Raw genomic sequence first — 17651 nt, 5'->3', positions numbered from 1 at the left:
GTCATGCGCGGTGCTCCCGTGGTGGTCTGCACCGGCAGACCCGCATCGTTACGGGGCAGCGCTGGTGACGCTGGGGGGAGAGAATGAATTCTCTCCCCCCAGACCCCCACTCATCTTTTTCTGCCTGCTTGGAATGCTCGGCGGATGGTGCGCCTCAGGTCATCGACCCGAGGCGACTGAACGTGAAGGAAGGTTCCGCGACCGCCAGATGAGGATCCAGCGGCCTCAGGCGCCTGGCGGGTGAGATCCGGAGAGGGCAGCGCCCTCTCTCGGGCAGAAGGTGGGAACCCCTTCAGGGCTGCCTCTAGTTCGGCGCCTCGGCCACCTCGACGGGCTGCACCTCGACGGCCGCGACGCCTTCCTGCCGCATGCCAAGCCGCTCCGCCAGGCGCGGGCTGAGGTCGATGATGCGGCCGCGGATGAAGGGGCCGCGGTCCTCCACCGTTGCCATGGCCGAGCGGCCGTTGCCGAGGTGGGTCACGAGCACCTTCGTGCCGAAGGGAAGGGTGCGGTGGGCGACGGAGATGGAGCCCGGGTCGAAGCGGCGCCCGTTCGCCATTCGCCGACCCGTGAACTCCGGCCCGTAATAGGAGGCATCGCCGAGCTGCTGCTCACCCGCCGGCCGCAGGCCTTGCTGCTCCAGCAGGGCCACCGCCGGATCCTGCGGCGGCACCGGCTCCTCGCGCGGCGGCGGGGCGGCGGCGGTCACCGGCCCCTCCTCCATCGGCGGGGCGCAGGCGACGAGGGCGGAAAGGCCGAGCGCGGCGCAGGCCGGGGCCGCGCGGCGGAGGGCCGCCCTCAAGCCGCCAATCCCGCCCAGCGGCGCCCAGCAGGCGGGATGCTCTGGCGGAGGTGGGCGGCGGGGAGGGGAAGGGCCATCTGCGGCGTCTCCTTGAGGCCCGGGGCGGCGCGCTCCCTAAGAGGGCGGCCGCGGCGGGCGAAAGAGGGGCCGAAAGCAGGAAGACTTTCAGCGAGGCTGCCCCTGCGCCGTTGACCAGCGAAAGGACGGTTTGTTCCGCCATCGGAAGAGTTCCATGGCGAGCTGCGCGATCCCTGGTATGGGCTTGAAGCGCCCGTGGCAACCCCCGACCCGGCGCCTGGACCCCATGGATGTGCCACCAAGACGATTGTTAATAAACGGTTTTGCAATGAATAGAGTGGGATTTGGCGCGGAGTGCACTGAAGCCGTTGCGCACGCGGCGGGCTCCTGCCAAGTCTCGCCCCCATGCTCTCCCGCCGCCTCCTCCTCGCCAGCGCCGGCCCGATCCTCGCCGGCTGCGCTTCCTCCTCCCGCACCGCGCCGGCGGCCATGGCCGCCCCGGTAGCACCCGTGGCGGCGCCCGTGCCGGCGCCGGCGCCCGTGACCACGATCACCGCCTCGCCCGATCAGGTCGTGGCCGATGCGGCGGGCTTCGACACCTTTCTCGTCGGGCTGCGCGCCGATGCCCGGCGGGCCGGGGTTTCGCAGGCGACGGTTCAGCGCGCCCTCGGCGGCGTCCGCCCCCTGGCCCGCGTGCTGGAGCTGGACCGCAAGCAGCCCGAGGGGGTGCTGAGCTGGGAGCAGTACCGCGACCGCATCGTCAGCCAGACGCGGATCGAGAGCGGCCGCCGCGCCTATGCCGAGAACCGCGCGCTGCTCGAGAGCATTCAGGGCCGCTACGGCGTCTCCCCCCGGGTGATTGTCGCCATCTGGGGGATGGAGACGAACTACGGCACCAACACGGGCGGCTTCAACGTGGTGGAGGCGCTGGCGACGCTCGCCTGGGAGGGCCGTCGCGCGGCCTTCTTCAAGGGGGAGCTGATCTCGGCGCTGCGGATCATCGACGCCGGGCACGTCTCGGCCGAGGGGATGCGCGGTTCCTGGGCCGGTGCCATGGGGCACCCGCAGTTCATGCCGACGAGCTTCGAGCGGCTGGCCGTGGACTTCGACGGCGACGGGCGCAAGGACATCTGGGGCAGCCGAGCCGACGCGCTGGGCTCGATCGCCAACTACCTCGCCCGCAGCGGCTGGCAGACGGACAAGGGCTGGGCGATGGAGGCCCGCCCCCCCGCCGGCTTCGACATCGAGCGGGTGGACACCGAGAGCCGGCGCTCGATGGCCGAGTGGGCGCGGATGGGCTGGCGGCGGGCGGACGGGTCGCCCCTGCCCGCGACCGATACCGAGGCCTCGCTGGCCGTGCCGACGCGCAGCTCGGGGCAGGTCTTCCTCGGCCTTCCGAACCTGCGGGTGATCCGGCGCTACAACTCGCCGATGAATTATGGGCTGGCGGTCGGATTGCTGGCGGACAAGGTCGCCTGATAAGGCCGCTTCCGGCCGGCGGGCGATGATCGCCGGCCCGCACGGAAGAGAGAAAAAAAGTGGAAGAACCTGTCACGCCCGAGGCCCGCAAGGCGCTCTGGGGCTCGGCCGTCGGCTATGCCATGGACGGCTTCGACCTGCTGATCCTCGGCTTCATGCTCCGTGCCATCGCGGGGGAACTCGGGCTCGGCCAGGCCGAGGCGGCCTCCCTCGTCACCGGCACGCTGGTGGGGGCGGTGATCGGCGGGCTGATCTTCGGCATGCTGTCGGACCGCCTGGGGCGCGTCAGGGTGCTGACCTGGACGATCGTGCTCTTCGCCGTTTTCACCGGGCTCTGCGCGCTGGCCCAGGGCTACTGGGACCTGCTGGCCTACCGCACCATCGCGGGCATCGGGCTGGGCGGGGAGTTCGGCATCGGCATGGCGCTGGTCGCCGAGACCTGGCCGGCGTCGAAGCGGGCGCGGGCCTCCTCCTATGTCGGCCTCGGCTGGCAGGCCGGCGTGCTGCTGGCCGCGCTGGCGACGCCGCTGCTGCTGCCCATCATCGGCTGGCGCGGCATGTTCGCGGTCGGCGTCCTGCCGGCCTTCGTGGCCTGGGGAATCCGGCGCACGCTGCACGAGCCGGAGCTGTTCACCGCCCGCAGCGCGAAGGCGGTGGGGGAGGGCTTTCCGCTCCGCCTGCTGGTAAAGGATGCGGCGACCACGCGGATCAGCCTCGGCATGGTGATCCTCTGCTCCGTGCAGAACTTCGGCTACTACGGCGTGATGATCTGGCTGCCGAACTACCTCAACAGCCGGTTCGGCTACGGGCTGACGCAGTCGGCGGTCTGGACCGCCGTGACCATCCTCGGCATGGCCGTCGGCATCTTCGCCTTCGGGCATCTCGCGGACCGGCTCGGGCGGCGGCCCGCCTTCCTCTCCTACATGGTCGGCGCGGCTGTCATGGTGGTGGTCTACTCGCGCCTGACGGATGCGACGGCGCTGCTGATCGGCGGCGCGGTAATGGGCTTCTTCGTCAACGGCATGCTCGGCGGCTACGGCGCGCTGATGAGCGAGCTCTACCCCACGGCGGTGCGCGCGACGGCGCAGAACGTGCTGTTCAACATCGGCCGCGCCGTGGGCGGCTTCGGGCCCGTGGCGGTGGCGGCGCTGGCCGGCGCCTACGGCTTCGAGACGGCCATTGCCGCGCTCGCCGCGCTCTACGCGCTGGACGTTCTCGCGCTGCTGCTGCTCATTCCGGAGCGGCGGGGGGCGGAGCTGGCCTGAGCGGCCGCCCCATCCTCCCCGGCGCTCCCTTGCGGGCGGCGCCGGGGAACCGGGATGCCGGATCGTCGTTGCCGCAAGGGACTGAGCACCGGCAGGGAGCGGAGCGGGCATGCGGATTCTGGGCATCGGGCCACGCGCCTATCTCGGCGACGTCTATCTCGCCCTGCAGCGCGAGGGGCACGAGGTGCGCGTCCACGCCGAGGATCCTCCGGGGGACCGCGCCTTCGGCGGCCTGATCGACACCGTGCCCGACTGGCGGGCGGAACTGGACTGGGTCGGGCGAGACGGGATCGTCTTCTTCGAGCGCATCGGGCGCGGCGCCGTACAGGACGCGCTGCGCGCCGAGGGTTATCGCGTGGTCGGCGGCAGCGAGTTCGGCGACCGCCTGGAGCAGGAGCGGGATTTCGGCCAGTCGGTGCTGCGCGAGGCGGGCCTCGCCATCGCGGAGAGCATGTCCTTCGAGAACGCCCCGGCCGCGCTCGACTGGCTTCGGGAGCATCCCGGCCGCTACGTGCTCAAACACGACGAGGTCGGCCGCAACACCTTCGTCGGTGACCATCCGGAGGGGCTGGACGTCGCCTTCATGCTCCGCCGCGCGGGCGAGGGGCGGGTGCTGCTGATGGAGCGGATCGAGGGCGTGGAGGTCGGCGTCGGCGCCTATTTCGACGGCACCGCCTTCCTGCGCCCGGCCTGCATCGACTTCGAGCACAAGCGTTTCTTCCCCGGTGAGATGGGGGAGATGACGGGCGAGATGGGTACCCTCGCCTCCTACGAGGACTCGGAGGCGCTCTTCGCCGCGACGCTGGACCGCGTGGCGCCGCGCTTCGCCGCCGCAGGGCATGTCGGCTACGTCAACCTGAACCTCATCGTGAACGAGCGGGGCGTCTGGCCGCTGGAGTTCACCTGCCGCTTCGGCAATCCCGGCTTCGCGGTGCTCGCCGCCCTCCAACCCGAGGGCTGGGGCGACCTGCTGGGCCGCATGGCCGCGCCGCGCAAACCCCGACGCTTCGCGACCCGGCCGGGCTTCTCCGTCGCCATCGTGCTGACCGTGCCGCCCTTCCCCGATCACCATCCGACCACCACGCCCGAGGAGGACCCGCCGGTCTTCTTTCTCCACCCGGTGGAGGGCGCCGAACTGGAGGGCTACCACTTCGTGGACATGCGCCAGGAAGGCGGCCAACTCCTCGGGCGGCGCCGGTCAGGCCACCTGATGATCGTGACGGGCACGGGGGCCACTGTGCAGGAAGCCCAGGAAGCCGCACGGGCCCGGGCGCGCAACGTGGTGGCGCCGGAACTGCGCTGGCGCGGCGATATCGGGGACCGGTTCCTCTCGGGGGAGAGGGAGAGGCTGCGCAACCTGGGATGGCTGCCGGCGCTTGCGGCTCCTGGAGAGGGCGCTGCCCTCTCCAGGCCTCACCCGCCAAGGGCCTGAGGCCCTTGGATCCCCGTCTGGCTGGCGCGGATGCTGTGATCGGGCCGGTTCTTTGCGCGCCCTTCCTGCGCGTGCAGTCGCCTCGGGTCGGTGACCCGAGGCGCACCGACCGCAAAGCATCTCAACGCGAAGAAAAAGATGATGGTGAGGGGTCTGGGGAGAGGAAGAATTCCTTACTTCCTCTCCCCAGGGCCACAAGCGCCGACACGGTAAAAAGAGAGCCCTGTCTAACTCAGGCTTCAGAATGAGAGCGGCGGTGGTTCCAGCACGGGTTGGTTGACCAGCCCGTGGTGCAGGCGGTGCGCCGCTGCCTCGACCGCCGCATCCAGGCCGGGGCGGGCGTAGTAGACGCCGCGGATGTGCAGGCAGTGGCCGATGCCGCGCAGGAAGGCTTCTCGCAGCACCGGGTCCGGCGGATGGCCTTCGGTCCAGAAGCTATCCAGGGATCCGCCATGGGTCAGGCCCGGGATCTTGTAGATCGCGTCGCCGAGCGCGAGGGTCGGCAGCCGGTCCACGATGGCGCGCAGGCCGACGGTGCTGTTGATGGTGACGACGCCCTGCACGCTCTCGGTGATGCTGCCCAGGTTGCCGCCGCCGAGGTAGTGGACGCGCCCCGCCACCCCGGCCCGCCGCGCCGTCCGGGCTACCCGGCGGCCCCAGTTCTTCACCGCGGGGTCCAGCGGGTGGACCTTCACCAGAAGCTGCGCGGCCGGCGGGGCATGGGCAGCGAAGGAGGTGATGACCTCCTCGATCGCCGTGTCGAGGTCGGGGTAGCGGGAGTAGGCGCGGACGGAGAAGTCGGTCTCCATCTGCATCGCCATGAGGAAGAGCGGCCGTCCTTCCTGCTTGAGCCGGCCGATAATGGCGTCCGACCGTCGGTTGGCGCGCCGCCGCATGATCAGGCGCAGCAGGGTGCCGAGATAGACCTGGACCGGGTGGTAGATCTGGTGGCTGGCGTAGTGGCGGAAGGGCCCCGGGATAAGGTTTGCCAGGTGGTAGGCCACGTCCCAGGTCGCCTGGTTGAGGAAGCTGTCCCGGTGGCGCTGGGCTAGGTCGAGGGGCGGCAGGGTCTCGGCCAGGGCGACGACGGCCTCGGGCTCGCGCGGGAAGCGGCTCTCCCGGTTCATGCCGTCCAGCTCGAAGGTGATCCAGTCGGGGCGGAGGTAGCCGAAGTCGGTGGCCACCACCGTGAGGCCGCGCGCCTTCGCCGCCGCGATCGCCTCCCGGTGGTAGAAGCGCTGCTCGCCGAGCAGCACGATGTCGGTGATGGCGTGGCGGTCGAGGAAGGCCGCGATGAAGGCGGGCCAGGTCTCCGGGCGGGCGGTGAAGTCCTCCGCCCCGGGGCTGCGCCAGGCGAGCTTGTCGCCGAGGCAGAAGTTGATCCGGTGAACCCCGTGGCCGAGCCGCCTCAGCTCGGCGCCGACCTCGTCGAAGAAGGGGGTGATCGGACCCTGCAGGAAGAGAAATCGCCTCGGCCGCACGGCATCTTGGATTTGCTGAGGCACCCATCCTCCATATTCGGGCCGCAGCGCGGCGACAATCCTGCGTTGCCGGGTGTAGCGGGGCTTTCCTTGCTGCCGTGTTGCCGTTTCGGAACGAAGCCCCTTCGAAGCGCTCTGGCCGGGGATCAAAGCCGCGCGCGCAGGGCTGCGCGCAAATCCGCGGCGTCAAAGAGACGCAGGCCCCGCCGGCGGGCCTCGCGCAACGTCGCGCGCGTGGGAAAGGGGCGGTAGGGCAGCGCCTCGGCCAGCCACTCCGCCGCGGTGCCGGCTGCGAGGCGGGGCAGGACCTCGCCCGCGAGCGGCACTGCGGCCTGATGGAGGAGTCGCGCCGCGGCCGAGACCGTGACCCCCCGCGGAAGGTCCACCGCCTTCTGGGCGAGGATCGGACCCGCGTCGATCCTCGGCACGAGGCGGTGGATCGTGACCCCATGGGCGGGCGCCGGCTCCATCCCCGCCCAGAAGGTCGGCATGGGCCCCCGGTGGTGCGGGAGAAGGGAGGGGTGGACGTTGATGCCGCCAAGCGGGGGAATGCCGAGCGTCGCGGCCGAGAGGATCTGGTCGAAGTGGAAGGTGACGATCAGCTCCGCCCCCGAGGCGCGTAGGGTCTCCGCGAAAGCGGGGCCGTTCACGTCCTCCACCGTGACCACGGGCACGCCCCGGCCGCCGAGGCTTCGCGCAAGCGGGCCGAGGCCGGGCGAGAGCAGCCCGGCGATCCGCGGCAGCGACATATTCACCGCGAGGTAGGCGAGCAGGCCCGGCCCCGAACGCCGGAGATGCCGCCAGGCCTGGCCGAGCGATCCCCCCGCATTCCGGCGATAGGGGTTGGAGAGCCCGACGAGGGCGAGGCTCTCCCGGTAGCGGGCGGCGAACGCCGCCACGGCCTCGGCGCTCGCGGCGCTGGCCAGGGTGAGGAGGGCGAGGCGGGGTGCCGCCCCTGTCAGCCCGCCAGCTCCGCGGGCGCGAGGCCGGCGCAGGCGCGGGCGACGACCTCCGCCGCACGATCAATCCCTTCCTCCGTGTGCTCGGAGGAGACGAAGAAGCGGAGCCGCGCCGCGCGCTCGGGCACGGCGGGGAAGGTGATGGGCTGGACGTTGATGCCCCCCGCGAACAGTTCCGCCGAGAGCCGCCCGGCGCGCACGGAGGAGCCGGTCATCAGCGGCACGATGGCATGCCCGGCCGATGCGCCGGCATCCAGGCCCCGCGCCCGCAGTGCGTCCCGCAGCCGGGTGGCGTTGGCGTTCAGCCGGGCCACGCGCCAGGGCTCCTCCGCCAGCACGCGGAGCGATTCGAGGGCCGAGGCCGCGAGCACCGGCGCGAGCCCGACGGAATAGACGAAGCCCGGGGCGGTGTGGCGCAGCCAGTCGATGAGCTGGCGCCGCGCCGCGATGTAGCCGCCGCAGGAGGAGAGCGTCTTGGACAGCGTGCCCATCCAGATATCGACGCCGGCGGGATCGACGCCCTGCAGCTCGAAGATGCCGCGGCCGGTGGGGCCGAGCACGCCCACCGAATGTGCCTCGTCCACCATCAGCCAGGCGTCGTGGCGGCGGGCGATCTCGACGAAGCGGGCGAGGTCCGGCACGTCGCCGTCCATCGAGTAGTGGCCCTCGATGACGATCAGCGCGCGGGCGGCGCCGCGGCGGGCGGCGGCCAGCTCGCGCTCGGCCGCCTGCGGGTCGTTGTGCGCGAAAGCGATGCGGCGCGCGCCCGAGAGGCGGGCGCCCTCCACGCAGGAATTGTGGATCATCGCGTCGTGCAGGATCACGTCGCGCGGGCCCATGAGGTGCCCAATGACCGTAACGTTGGTCGCGTGGCCGGAGACGAGGCAGAGCGCGGCTTCCGTGCCGTAATGAACGGCCAGCGCCGCCTCCAGCGCCGCGTGCGGTGGCCGCTCGCCCGAGACGACGCGCGACGCCGAGGCGGAGACGCCGTAGCGGTCGATCGCCGCATGGGCCGCGGCCTTGATGCGCGGGTCTCCGTTCAGGCCGAGGTAGTTGTAGGAGGAAAAGTTCAGGTATTCCGCGCCGCCGATCCGCGTGGTGTCGGCCGCCAGGCCCTCATGCGGCCGGAAGAAGGGGTTGGGGAGGTCGAGCGCCTCCATAGCCGTCTTCATCAGCTCGAAGTCGCGCAGCGCCGGCAGGTCGCCGAAGGAGCGCGCGCCGCTCTCCGCCCCGCTCTCCTCCTGCCGCGCGCGGCGCTTGGAGAGGCGTTGCAGGAGGGCGAGGCGCGCCGCCGCGGAAAGGCCGATGCCTTGGGTCACCCTTCTGTCTCCCTCGCCTCGCCGGTCATGGCCTGGGACATTCTATTGGACAGAGTAGGTTTCTCGGGCAAGAGCGGCGGGAACGGGGTGCCGGGCTCGAAGTTCTCGAGCAGCACGTCGAGCTGCGCCTCCCGCGCGCCGCCAGACAGGCCCTCCACCATGCGCGCGGCAAGGCCCGCGACGGTCAGGTCCTCCGTCACGGCCGAGAGCGGCACGGGCATGCCCAGCCGCGCCTCCAGCGCGCCGCGCAGCTCCAGCCCGCCGAGGCTGTCGAGGCCGAGCCGGGCCACGGGCGCGTCCGGCGCGATGCTCTCGGCGGGCAGGCGGAGGATGCGGGCGAGCTCCTCCGTGCCGATCCTGACGAGCAGCGCCCCGGCCTCAGCGGTGGGAAGGGCGGCGAGATGGGCGCGCATGTCGGCGATGCCGGCATCCGTATCCTCGTTGCCCGCGCGCAGGGCGGCGAAGGCGGGCTCGCGCAGGACGGGCAGTGCGGCGCCGGCCCGCTTCCAGGACAGGCGCGCGAGGGCGACGACGGGCGCGCCGCCCGCCATCAGCTCGGGCAGGGCATCGAGCGCCTCATGCGCGGGCATCGGCTCCACGCCGAGGCGGCGGGCGAGGGTGCGGGCGGTGCCGGCTTCCCGCGCCAGCACGCCGGCATCGGCGACCGGACCCCAGAGCACCGTGAGCGCCGGCCGTCCGCGCGCGCGGCGGCGGCGGGCCAGCGCCTCCAGCCCGGCATTGGCGGCGACGTAGTTCGCCTGGCCGGGATTGCCGAGCGGCGTGGTGGCCGAGGAGAAGAGGAGGAAGAGGTCGATCGGGTCCGCCGCCGTCAGCCGGTCGAGGTTCTCCGCCGCCTCGATCTTGGGCGCGAGGCTGCGGGCGAAGCGGGCCGCGTCCATGCCGCTGGCCGCCCCGTCGTCGAAGACCGCCGCCGCGTGGACCACGCCCGTGACGGGGCCCTCCGCGCGGAGGGTTTCGAGCAGGGACTTCAGCGCCGCACCATCGGCCGCGTCCACCGCATGGGCGCTGGCACGGGCGCCGAGGGCCGACAGCGCCGTCATCGCCTCACCCAGCCCCGGCGCGGCGGGGCCGCTGCGGGAGACGAGGGCCAGGCGCGCGGCGCCGCGGGCGGCGAGCCACTTCGCGGCCTCGAGCCCGAAGCCCGAGGTGCCGCCGGTGACGATGATGGTACCCGAGCCGGGGGCCCAGGGTACGGGGGGCGGCGCTTCCTCACGGGGCGGGAGAACGACGATCTTGCCGATATGCCCGCCCGCCTGGAGGAGGCGGAAGGCGCCCTCCACCTCCTCGGCGCCGCGGCGGGAATAGGGCAGGGGACGGAAGCTACCGCCGGCCAGCCGCCCGCGGATCGATTCGAGCAGCCGCGCCGCTTCGGCCGGGCGGGCGCTCGGGAGCTGGTCCACGTCCACGCCGAAATAGGTGACGTTGCGGCGGAAAGGACGTACCGCGATGCGCCGGTCCTCCGCGTAGTCGCGCTTGCCGAGTTCCAGGAAGCGGCCGAAGGGCTTCACGAGGGCGAGCGAGCGCTCCATCGCCTCCCCGGCGAGGGAGTTCAGCACGACGTCAACCCCCTCCGGCCAGTGGCGGCGCAGCGCGTCGTCGAAGCCGCCCGAGCGGCTGTCGAGCACGAGGTCAGCGCCCGCCGCGCGCAGGAAGGCGCGGCGCGCCTCGGTGCCGGCGGTCATCGCCACCTCCGCCCCGGCGGCCTGGGCCACCTGGAGCGCCGCGAGCCCCACGGCCCCCGCGCCGCCGTGGATCAGCACGCGCTCCCCGGGGCCGAGGCGGGCGAGGGTTTCCAGCGCGTAGACGGCGGTGAGGAAGGCCACGGGGATGGTGGCGGCGGCAGTGAACGTCATTCCCTCAGGGATTGTGGCCAGCGCCTGGGCGCGGGTCAGCGCCCGGCTGGCCAGGGCGCGCGGGGCGAAGCCGAAGACCCGCGTGCCCGGGTGGAAGCCCGTGCCAGGGCCCGCGGCCTCCACCACGCCCGCGCATTCCATCCCCAGGCCGGCGCCGGCGAAGCCGTCCTTCAGCGTCTCCTCCGGCAGCAGGCCCTGGGCCCACATCAGGTCGCGGAAATTAAGGCCGGAGGCTTCCACCCGTAGCCGCACCTCGCCGGGGCCAGGGGTGGGCAGCGGCTCCATCGGTTCCCAGGCGAGGGAGGAGAGGGCGCCGGGCTGGCGGATCGCGAGGCGCGACGCCCGGGCGGGGCCGGCAGGCAAGCCCAGCGCCACGCGCGGCACCCGGCGGGAGAGAAGGCCGAGCAGCAGTTCCGGCTCCGCCCCTGGCGAGACGATCTCCGCCAGGGCCCGGCGCGCGGCGGCCGGGGGGGCGAGGGCGGCGTCCACGAGGATGCGGCGCGGCGCGAGGTCCGGCATCTCGTTCGCCAGCACCCGGCCGAGCGCGCGGATGGCCTCGGCCTCTGGCGTGCTGGCGTCGCCCTGGGCGAGGATGGTGAGGCCGGAGGCGGAACCGGCGGCGGCCTCGGCCAGCCGGACGATGCCCGCGAGCGTGGTGGCCAGCGCCGCCGGCTGGGGGCTGGCCAGGGCGATCACCGCGGCGCCGCGCAGCGCGCGGGGCGGCAGGGCCTGGGCGTCCTCCAGCCGGTGCCGCTCCACCGTGGCGCCGGCGCCGCCGAGCGCGAGACCGAGCGCCTCCGCGAGCGGCGTCGCGCCGGCATCGCCGACGAGGACGAAGCGCTTCTCCTCCGCGCGGGGGAGGGCGGGATGGGACGGCGGGCGGCGGGCCGCGACGAGCAGCGCGGGGATGGGCGAGGTGCGGAGGGGCCGGACGCGCGCGGCGAGCCAGCCATCGGCCTCCAGCGCCCCCTGCCAGGCAGCGGCGCCCGGCAGGATGGGCCGCGAGGGGTTCGCCGGGTCCTGCCCGCGCAGGAACTCCGTCATCCGCCCCGGTTGCGGCGCGGCGAGAAGGAGCGCGCCGCCCTCCGCGAGGGCGGCCGCCAAGTCCGGCAGGACGCCCGGCCCCGCCCCGTCCAGGAACGGGCCCTGGAGGCCGACCACGAGGTCCACCATCGGGGCCGGGTTGCCCGCGCCGGGCTGCCACTCGATGGTCGAGACCTCGGCCGTCTCATGCGGCGGTGGCAGTGGGCGGGCCTCGCCCGCGAGGATGTGCAGGATGCGGCGGCCGGAGCGCGCGAGGCGGGCCGAGAGGGCGATGGTGAGGGCCGGTCCGCCGAGGTCGAGCACGCGCAGCGGCCGCTCCGCCGGCCAGGCCGCCGCGATCGCGCCCGCCGCTTCCGCCAGCACCCCGGAGACGAGGACGTAGGAAGCCGATTCGTCGGAAAGGGCAAGCGGCGCGGCTTCCGGCGGCAGTCGGCCGGCGAGGGCTTCCGGCAGGCGCTCGGCCGCCAAGGCCAGGGCCGCGAGGTCCTGCGCGAGGACCGGGCGCTCCGTCAGCACCGAGAGCCAGATATCCTCGGGCGCGGGCAGGTCCTCGCCGGGCAGCAGATGCCAGGCATGGCCGTCCCGGGCGGCCAACCCGTCCTCCTCCAAGGCGCGGAGCATCGTCGCGGCATAGGGATTGGTCGGGATGATGGTGCCGCCGGGCGCGGCCCCGCGTGCCAGGGCACGGGTGGCGGCGGAGGCGACATAGGCCTCCAGCAGAAGGGCGGACTCGGAAAGGTCCAGCGCGTCGTCGCGCGCCTCGGCCGCGGCGAGGGCGGCGTCGAGGTCGGGCGAGGGGGGCGGCAGAGTGGGATCGGGCGCCGCCCGGTCCTCCAGGCGGAAGACGGCGGGCTCGGTGGCCGCGCGGCCGAGGCGGGCGCGCTGGAACCAGACGCCCTCGGCCACCGCCACCGGGCGGCCAGCGGCGTCGGCGAGCACGAGCCGCGCCTCGGCCGCGCGCTGGCCGACATAGGTGAGCGCGAGGCCGGCGCGCACGGCCGGACCGGCGCCGCGCCGGGCCACCAGGCGCTCGAAGCGCACCGGCACCAGCGCCTCCCCGGAGGCGGCTGCCCCGGGGCCCTGCCGGTCGGCCAGGAGGGCGATCAGGCCCTGCATGGCGCCGTCCAGCCGCACGGGGTGGAGGAGGAAGCCGTCATCGGGCGGGGCGGCGGGCGGCAGTTCCAGCGCCACCTCGGCCGCCGCGCCCTCACCCGCCAGCAGCACGTGGCGCACCGGGCGGAAGGCGGGGCCGTAGGCGAGGCCGCAGCGCGCGGCGGTGGCGTGCAGCGCCGCCTCCTCCACCCGGCGCCCGCCGGGCGAGAGGGACGGGGCGGGATCGGGCAGGGCCTCCGCGCCGACCGCGCGCAGCAGGCCGCGGGCGTTGAGGGACCAGGCCTCGCCGCTCATCCGGCGGCGGGATTCGAGGCGGAAGGTGCCGTCGTCGGCCAGGCGGAAGCGCAGTTCCTGGCTGCCCGCCTCGGGACCGCTGCCGGGGATGGGCAGCGGCCTCAGGATCTGCAGGGCGGAGAGTTCCAGCGCCTCGGCCTCGGGGAAGCGGAGGGCGGCGGCGGCGAGCGCCATCTCCGCCATGGCGGCGGCGGGGAGCACCGCGTCCTCGCCCAGCCGGTGGTCGGCGAGCCAGGGCATGAGGTCGGTGTCGAGGGCCCGCGTCCAGAGCGCCGCCCCGCCCTCCGGCCCGGCATCGCGCCGGAAGCCGAGTAGCGGGTGGTCGAGCACGGGGTCGTGCAGCCGCGCTGCCTCGGGCGTTGCGGGGAACCAGTGGCGCGCGCGGGCATAGGAGGTGGGCGGCAGGCCGCGGCGCAGGGCCGGGCCGGCGAAGGAGGGCGCGCGGCGCGGGTCGGCGCCGAGCGCCGTTGCGCGGTCGGCAATGGCGGGGACGGGGTCGCCGGGCGGGTCGCGGCGGGAGAGGCTGGCGAGGACCGGGGCGCTCGACTTGGCCGCGCGCATCGCCTCCCGCAGGTAGGATTGCAGGATCGGGTGGGGGCCGATCTCGATCACCAGCCCCGCCCCATGGCGCGCGGCCTCGAGGGCGGCCTCGGCGAAGCGCACGGGCGCGCGGAGGTTGCGCCACCAGTAGGTTGCATCCGCCGGCGCCTCCAGCGCCGAGCCGGTGACGGCGGAAAGGAAGGGCAGGCGGGGCGCGGCGGGGCGCAGCCCTTCCAGAGAGGCTGCCAGTTCGTCCGCGACCTCGTCCATGGCGGCGGAGTGGAAGGCGTAGTCGAGGTCGAGCACGACGAGGGTCAGGCGCTGCCGGCGGGCGGCGGCGGCCAGGCGCTCGATCGCGGCGGCGGGCCCCGCGATGGTGAGGGCGCGAGGCGCGTTGCGGGCGGCGATCTCCAGGCCCGGGCCGCACTCGGCCAGCAGCGGCGCGGCCTCTGCCTCGGTGGCGCTGAAGGCGGCCATGCGGCCCCGCCCGCGCGTGCGCCCCTGCGCGGTGGAGCGGGCGACGATCAGCCGGGCGGCCGCGGGCAGGTCCAGGATGCCCGCCGCCAGCGCCGCCGCCACCTCGCCGACGGAATGGCCGAGCACCATGGCGGGCTCGATCCCCTCCCCGGCGAGGGCGGCAACCAGCCCGTGCTGGGCGGCGAAGAGGGCGGGCTGGGCGACCTCGGTGGCGGCGAGGGCCTCGGCGGTCAGCCCCTCCGCCAGCGCGGCGGCGACGGACCAGCCAAGGCGGGGTGCGAGTTCGGCATCGGCGGCCTTCACCGCCTCCCGGAAGGGGCGGGAATGCGCCATGGCCTGGCGCGCCATGCCGGGGAACTGCGCGCCGTTGCCGGAGAAGGCAAAGGCGATGCCGTGCCCGAAGGCGCCGGCGGGGACGGCGCCGTGCGCGCCCACCGGCTCCCCCGCCGCGAAAGCCTCCAGCCCCGCCGCCAGGGCTTCAGGAGCATCGCCGCGCAGGACGAGGCGGTGCGGGCCGAGGTCGCGGTGCCGGGCGAGGCCGCGCAGCAGGGCCGGCGCGCGGGCCGGCTCGGCCCGGAGCGCCGCGGCCCAGGCGCCGGCCGCGCGGGGCAGGGTGGCGGCGGAGCGGCTGGAGAGGATGAGCGGCGGCATCTCGCCCTCCGCCTCCGGCATGCGCCGGCGCGGGGCGGGCGGCGGTGCAAGGAGGAGGGAGGCGTTGGTGCCCCCGAAGCCGAAGGAGTTCACCCCGATCACCGGCTCGCGGCCAGGCAGGCACTCGGGCGCGGTGGGCACGCGGATGTTGAGGGCACCGAAGTCGATGCGCGGGTTCGGCGCCTCGAAGTGGAGGCTGGGCGGAATGACCCGCTTCTCCAGCATCAGCAGAGCCTTGAGCAGCCCGGCCATGCCGGAGGCGGTCTCCAGGTGGCCGATATTCGACTTCACGGAGCCGATCGGCAGCGCCTCCGCCCGCGCGGCGCCCGAGAGGACCTCGCCGATCGCCGCGGCCTCCACGGGGTCGCCGGCCTGGGTGCCGGTGCCGTGCGCCTCGAAATAGGCGACGCGTCCGGGCTGCAGGCCGGACTCGGCCAGCACGCGACGGAGCAGGGTGGACTGGGAGCGGGGATCGGGCAGGGAGAGGCCGATGGAGCGGCCGACCGTGTTCACCCCGGCCGCGAGGATCACGCCACGCACCTCGTCCCCGGCCGCGAGGGCGGCCGAGAGGGGCTTGAGGACGACCATCCCCGCGCCCTCCCCGCGCACATAGCCGTCCGCTCCCGCCGCGAAGGCGCGGCAGCGGCCGGTCGGGGAGAGCATGGCGGCCCGCGAGAAGCCGATGAAGGCGTAGGGCGAGAGGAGGAGCTGCACGCCGCCGACGAGCGCCGCCTCCACCCGCCCGGCCCGCAGCGCGTCCACCGCGAGGGACAGCGCGACGAGGGAGGAGGAGCAGGCGGTGTCGATCGTCTGCGCACCACCGCGCAGGTCGAAGACGTTGGTGATCCGGTTCCCGAGGATCGAAAGGGTGTTGCCGGTCATGAAGTGCCGGTCCGCCCCGGAGGGATCGGAGAGGCGCAGCTCCGCATAGTCGGTCGAGGAGCCGCCGACGAAGACGCCGATCTCCCTCCCGGCGACGGTGCTGGCGGGCCAGCCGGCATCCTCCAGCGCCTCGGACGCCACTTCGAGCAGGAGGCGCTGCTGCGGGTCGGCCTCGGCCATCTCGCGCGGGGAGAGGCCGAAATGCGCGGCGTCGAAGCCCGCGACGTCGCCGATATGGCCGGCGGCGAAGCTGTAGGACCGGCCGGGCTCGCCCCGGCGGGGATGGTGGAACAGGTCGAGGCTGAAGCGGTCGGCCGGCAGGGTGCCGACGGCGTCCTCCCCGGCCTCGAGAAGGGACCAGAAGGCTTCGAGGTCCGGCGCGCCCGGGAAGCGGCAAGCGGCGCCGACGATGGCGATCGGCTCGGGCGCGGCCCGCTGGGAGGCACGGCCGGCGCGGGTCGGCCCTGGCTGTGTCGTTTTGGAAAGGGAGCCTGCCGCGCCGCCCTGGGCGCGCGATGGCCCTCCTTCGGCGCGTCTCACCGGGTGGCCCTGCCCGGCACGGGGCTCAGGTGGCGGCCCCGCCGGAGCGGACGAGGCCGCGGAGCCGCCCGAGCACGGGCGCGCGGACCGTGGCGCGGAAGGGTTGGTGGGCCAGCCTGGCGAGCATGTCGTCGACCATCTCGAAATGCGTTTCCCAGCGCGGCGCCGTCCAGCCCGAGAGCCGGCCGAGCTGCGCGCGGCGGGCGGCGCTGTCGGTGGCCGCGTAATCGAGGATTGCCTTCCGCCAGGCAAGCCCGTCCAGCGGGTCAAGGTAGTCCGGCACCGCGCCGCCGACCTCGCGCAGGGCGGGCAGGTCCGAGCAGATGGCAGGTACGCCGAGCGCGAGGGATTCTGCCAGTGGCAGGCCGTAGCCCTCGGCGAAGGAGGGGAAGAGGAGCGCGCGGGCGCCGCGCAGCAGCTCCCACACCTCGCGGTCGGGAACCTGGCCGACCTCGCGCACCACGCCGCGCAGGGCGTCGCAGCGCTCGAGGATGTCGATGACGTTCTCGTTCTCCCAGCCGCGGCGGCCGACGATCACGAGGTGGGGCACCTTGCCCCCCATCTGCGCCGCGAGGTCGCGCCAGAGGTGCAGCAGGAGAAGGTGGTTCTTGCGCGGCTCGATCGTGCCGAGAACCACGAAGAAGGGCTCGGCCGGCAGGGCCATGGTGGGGGCGGGCAGCGGATCGATGCCGAGCGGCGCCACCAGCACCTCCGGAGGGGTGCCGCGGGCGCGCAGATGCGGGTGGAGCGCCGCCTCCGTATGGGCGGAGTTGACCACGATCGCGTCCGACAGCGCCGCAGTGGTGCGGATGCGACGCAGATGCCGCTCCGACTGGCCTGGCCGGGCGTATTCGGGATGGGTGGCGGGGATCAGGTCGTGGATGAGGGGCACGAAGCTGCAGCCGGCCTCGCGCATCGCCTGGATCGGCCGCTCCCGCTCCAGCGCCCGATGGGAGACGAGAAGGAAGGTCTTCGGCCCCGGCTGGCGCAGGCGCCTGGCCAGCTCGCGCTGGCCCATGCCGGCCATGACGCGCCAGCGCAGCGCGACCGCCAGCCGCCGGGCCCGGCGCGCCTGGGCCCCGGTCGGGTCGCCCTGCGCCCAGGCCTCGGTGAGGGAGGCGATGAGGCCGAGGACCGCCCGGAACGGCAGGGCCACGTAGTCGCCTAGCATGGCCTGCGCGACGAAGGTGCAGCTGCCCTCCGGCGCGTCTGCCCAGTGGCGGGCATAGGCCATCTCCACCCGATCGATCCCGGAAGGCGCCGCCTTGGAGCCGCAGGCCAGCAGACGGGAGACGTCGAGAACGATGTGCGGCATGCGGTTGATAGGCCGCACTATCGGGTCTGCGCTCCCCTTGCCTCGCGGCACTGCTCGATCCCCTCGGAGCTTTCAACTTCTGTTTATCGCAAGGCCACGCCTGATCGCTACCGAGTTCAACCGAATTTCGGAAATAACCAATGAAGCGGGGCTTCTAGGCACAGAT

General features: G+C 73.9%; 9 protein-coding genes. 3 read left to right on the top strand and 6 right to left on the bottom strand.

Annotated features, from left to right (window positions below; translation table 11 throughout):
• Window positions 1–304: 304 nt before the first annotated feature.
• A complete protein-coding gene (locus BO39_RS30850) occupies window positions 305–802 on the bottom strand; it encodes a septal ring lytic transglycosylase RlpA family protein (RefSeq protein WP_245614936.1) in 498 nt (165 codons plus the stop codon).
• Window positions 803–1225: 423 nt separating this feature from the next.
• Between BO39_RS30850 and BO39_RS03950 the strand changes: the two genes are divergently transcribed.
• The 3 genes from BO39_RS03950 to BO39_RS03940 all read left to right on the top strand — a co-directional run bounded on the left by BO39_RS03950 (window position 1226) and on the right by BO39_RS03940 (window position 4996).
• The gene (locus BO39_RS03950; protein WP_245614934.1) at window positions 1226–2299 is read left to right on the top strand and encodes a lytic murein transglycosylase; all 1074 of its coding nucleotides are present in this window, start codon (window positions 1226–1228) and stop codon (window positions 2297–2299) included.
• Window positions 2300–2358: 59 nt separating this feature from the next.
• Window positions 2359–3564, top strand: a complete 1206-nt coding sequence (locus BO39_RS03945) for an MFS transporter (RefSeq protein WP_052401430.1) — start codon at window positions 2359–2361, stop codon at window positions 3562–3564.
• Window positions 3565–3673: 109 nt separating this feature from the next.
• Window positions 3674–4996 carry a hypothetical protein gene (locus tag BO39_RS03940; protein ID WP_052401429.1) on the top strand — a complete coding sequence of 441 codons (1323 nt, stop codon included), beginning with the start codon at window positions 3674–3676 and terminating at the stop codon, window positions 4994–4996.
• 239 nt (window positions 4997–5235) lie between these two features.
• Here BO39_RS03940 and BO39_RS03935 read toward each other — a convergent pair whose 3' ends face one another.
• The 5 genes from BO39_RS03935 to BO39_RS03915 form a co-directional block, all read right to left on the bottom strand.
• On the bottom strand, window positions 5236–6501 hold the full coding sequence (locus tag BO39_RS03935) for a capsule biosynthesis protein (RefSeq protein WP_043830207.1): 1266 nt from the start codon (window positions 6499–6501) through the stop codon (window positions 5236–5238).
• A gap of 122 nt (window positions 6502–6623) precedes the next feature.
• Window positions 6624–7376, bottom strand: coding sequence for a formyltransferase family protein (locus tag BO39_RS03930; RefSeq protein WP_211257376.1), 753 nt, complete (start codon window positions 7374–7376; stop codon window positions 6624–6626).
• Window positions 7377–7435: 59 nt separating this feature from the next.
• Window positions 7436–8755, bottom strand: coding sequence for an aminotransferase class I/II-fold pyridoxal phosphate-dependent enzyme (locus BO39_RS03925; RefSeq protein ID WP_043830203.1), 1320 nt, complete (start codon window positions 8753–8755; stop codon window positions 7436–7438).
• On the bottom strand, window positions 8752–16170 hold the full coding sequence (locus BO39_RS03920; RefSeq protein ID WP_052401428.1) for a type I polyketide synthase: 7419 nt from the start codon (window positions 16168–16170) through the stop codon (window positions 8752–8754). Before BO39_RS03920 ends, BO39_RS03925 begins: the two co-directional genes overlap by 4 nt.
• A 25-nt stretch (window positions 16171–16195) precedes the next feature.
• On the bottom strand, window positions 16196–17485 hold the full coding sequence (locus BO39_RS03915) for a glycosyltransferase family 4 protein (RefSeq protein WP_052401427.1): 1290 nt from the start codon (window positions 17483–17485) through the stop codon (window positions 16196–16198).
• Window positions 17486–17651 lie beyond the last annotated feature (166 nt).

It is taken from the genome of Roseomonas aerilata DSM 19363 (genome assembly GCF_000711725.1).
Lineage (GTDB): Bacteria > Pseudomonadota > Alphaproteobacteria > Acetobacterales > Acetobacteraceae > Roseomonas > Roseomonas aerilata.
This window is presented reverse-complemented; position numbering and strand designations above follow the sequence as displayed.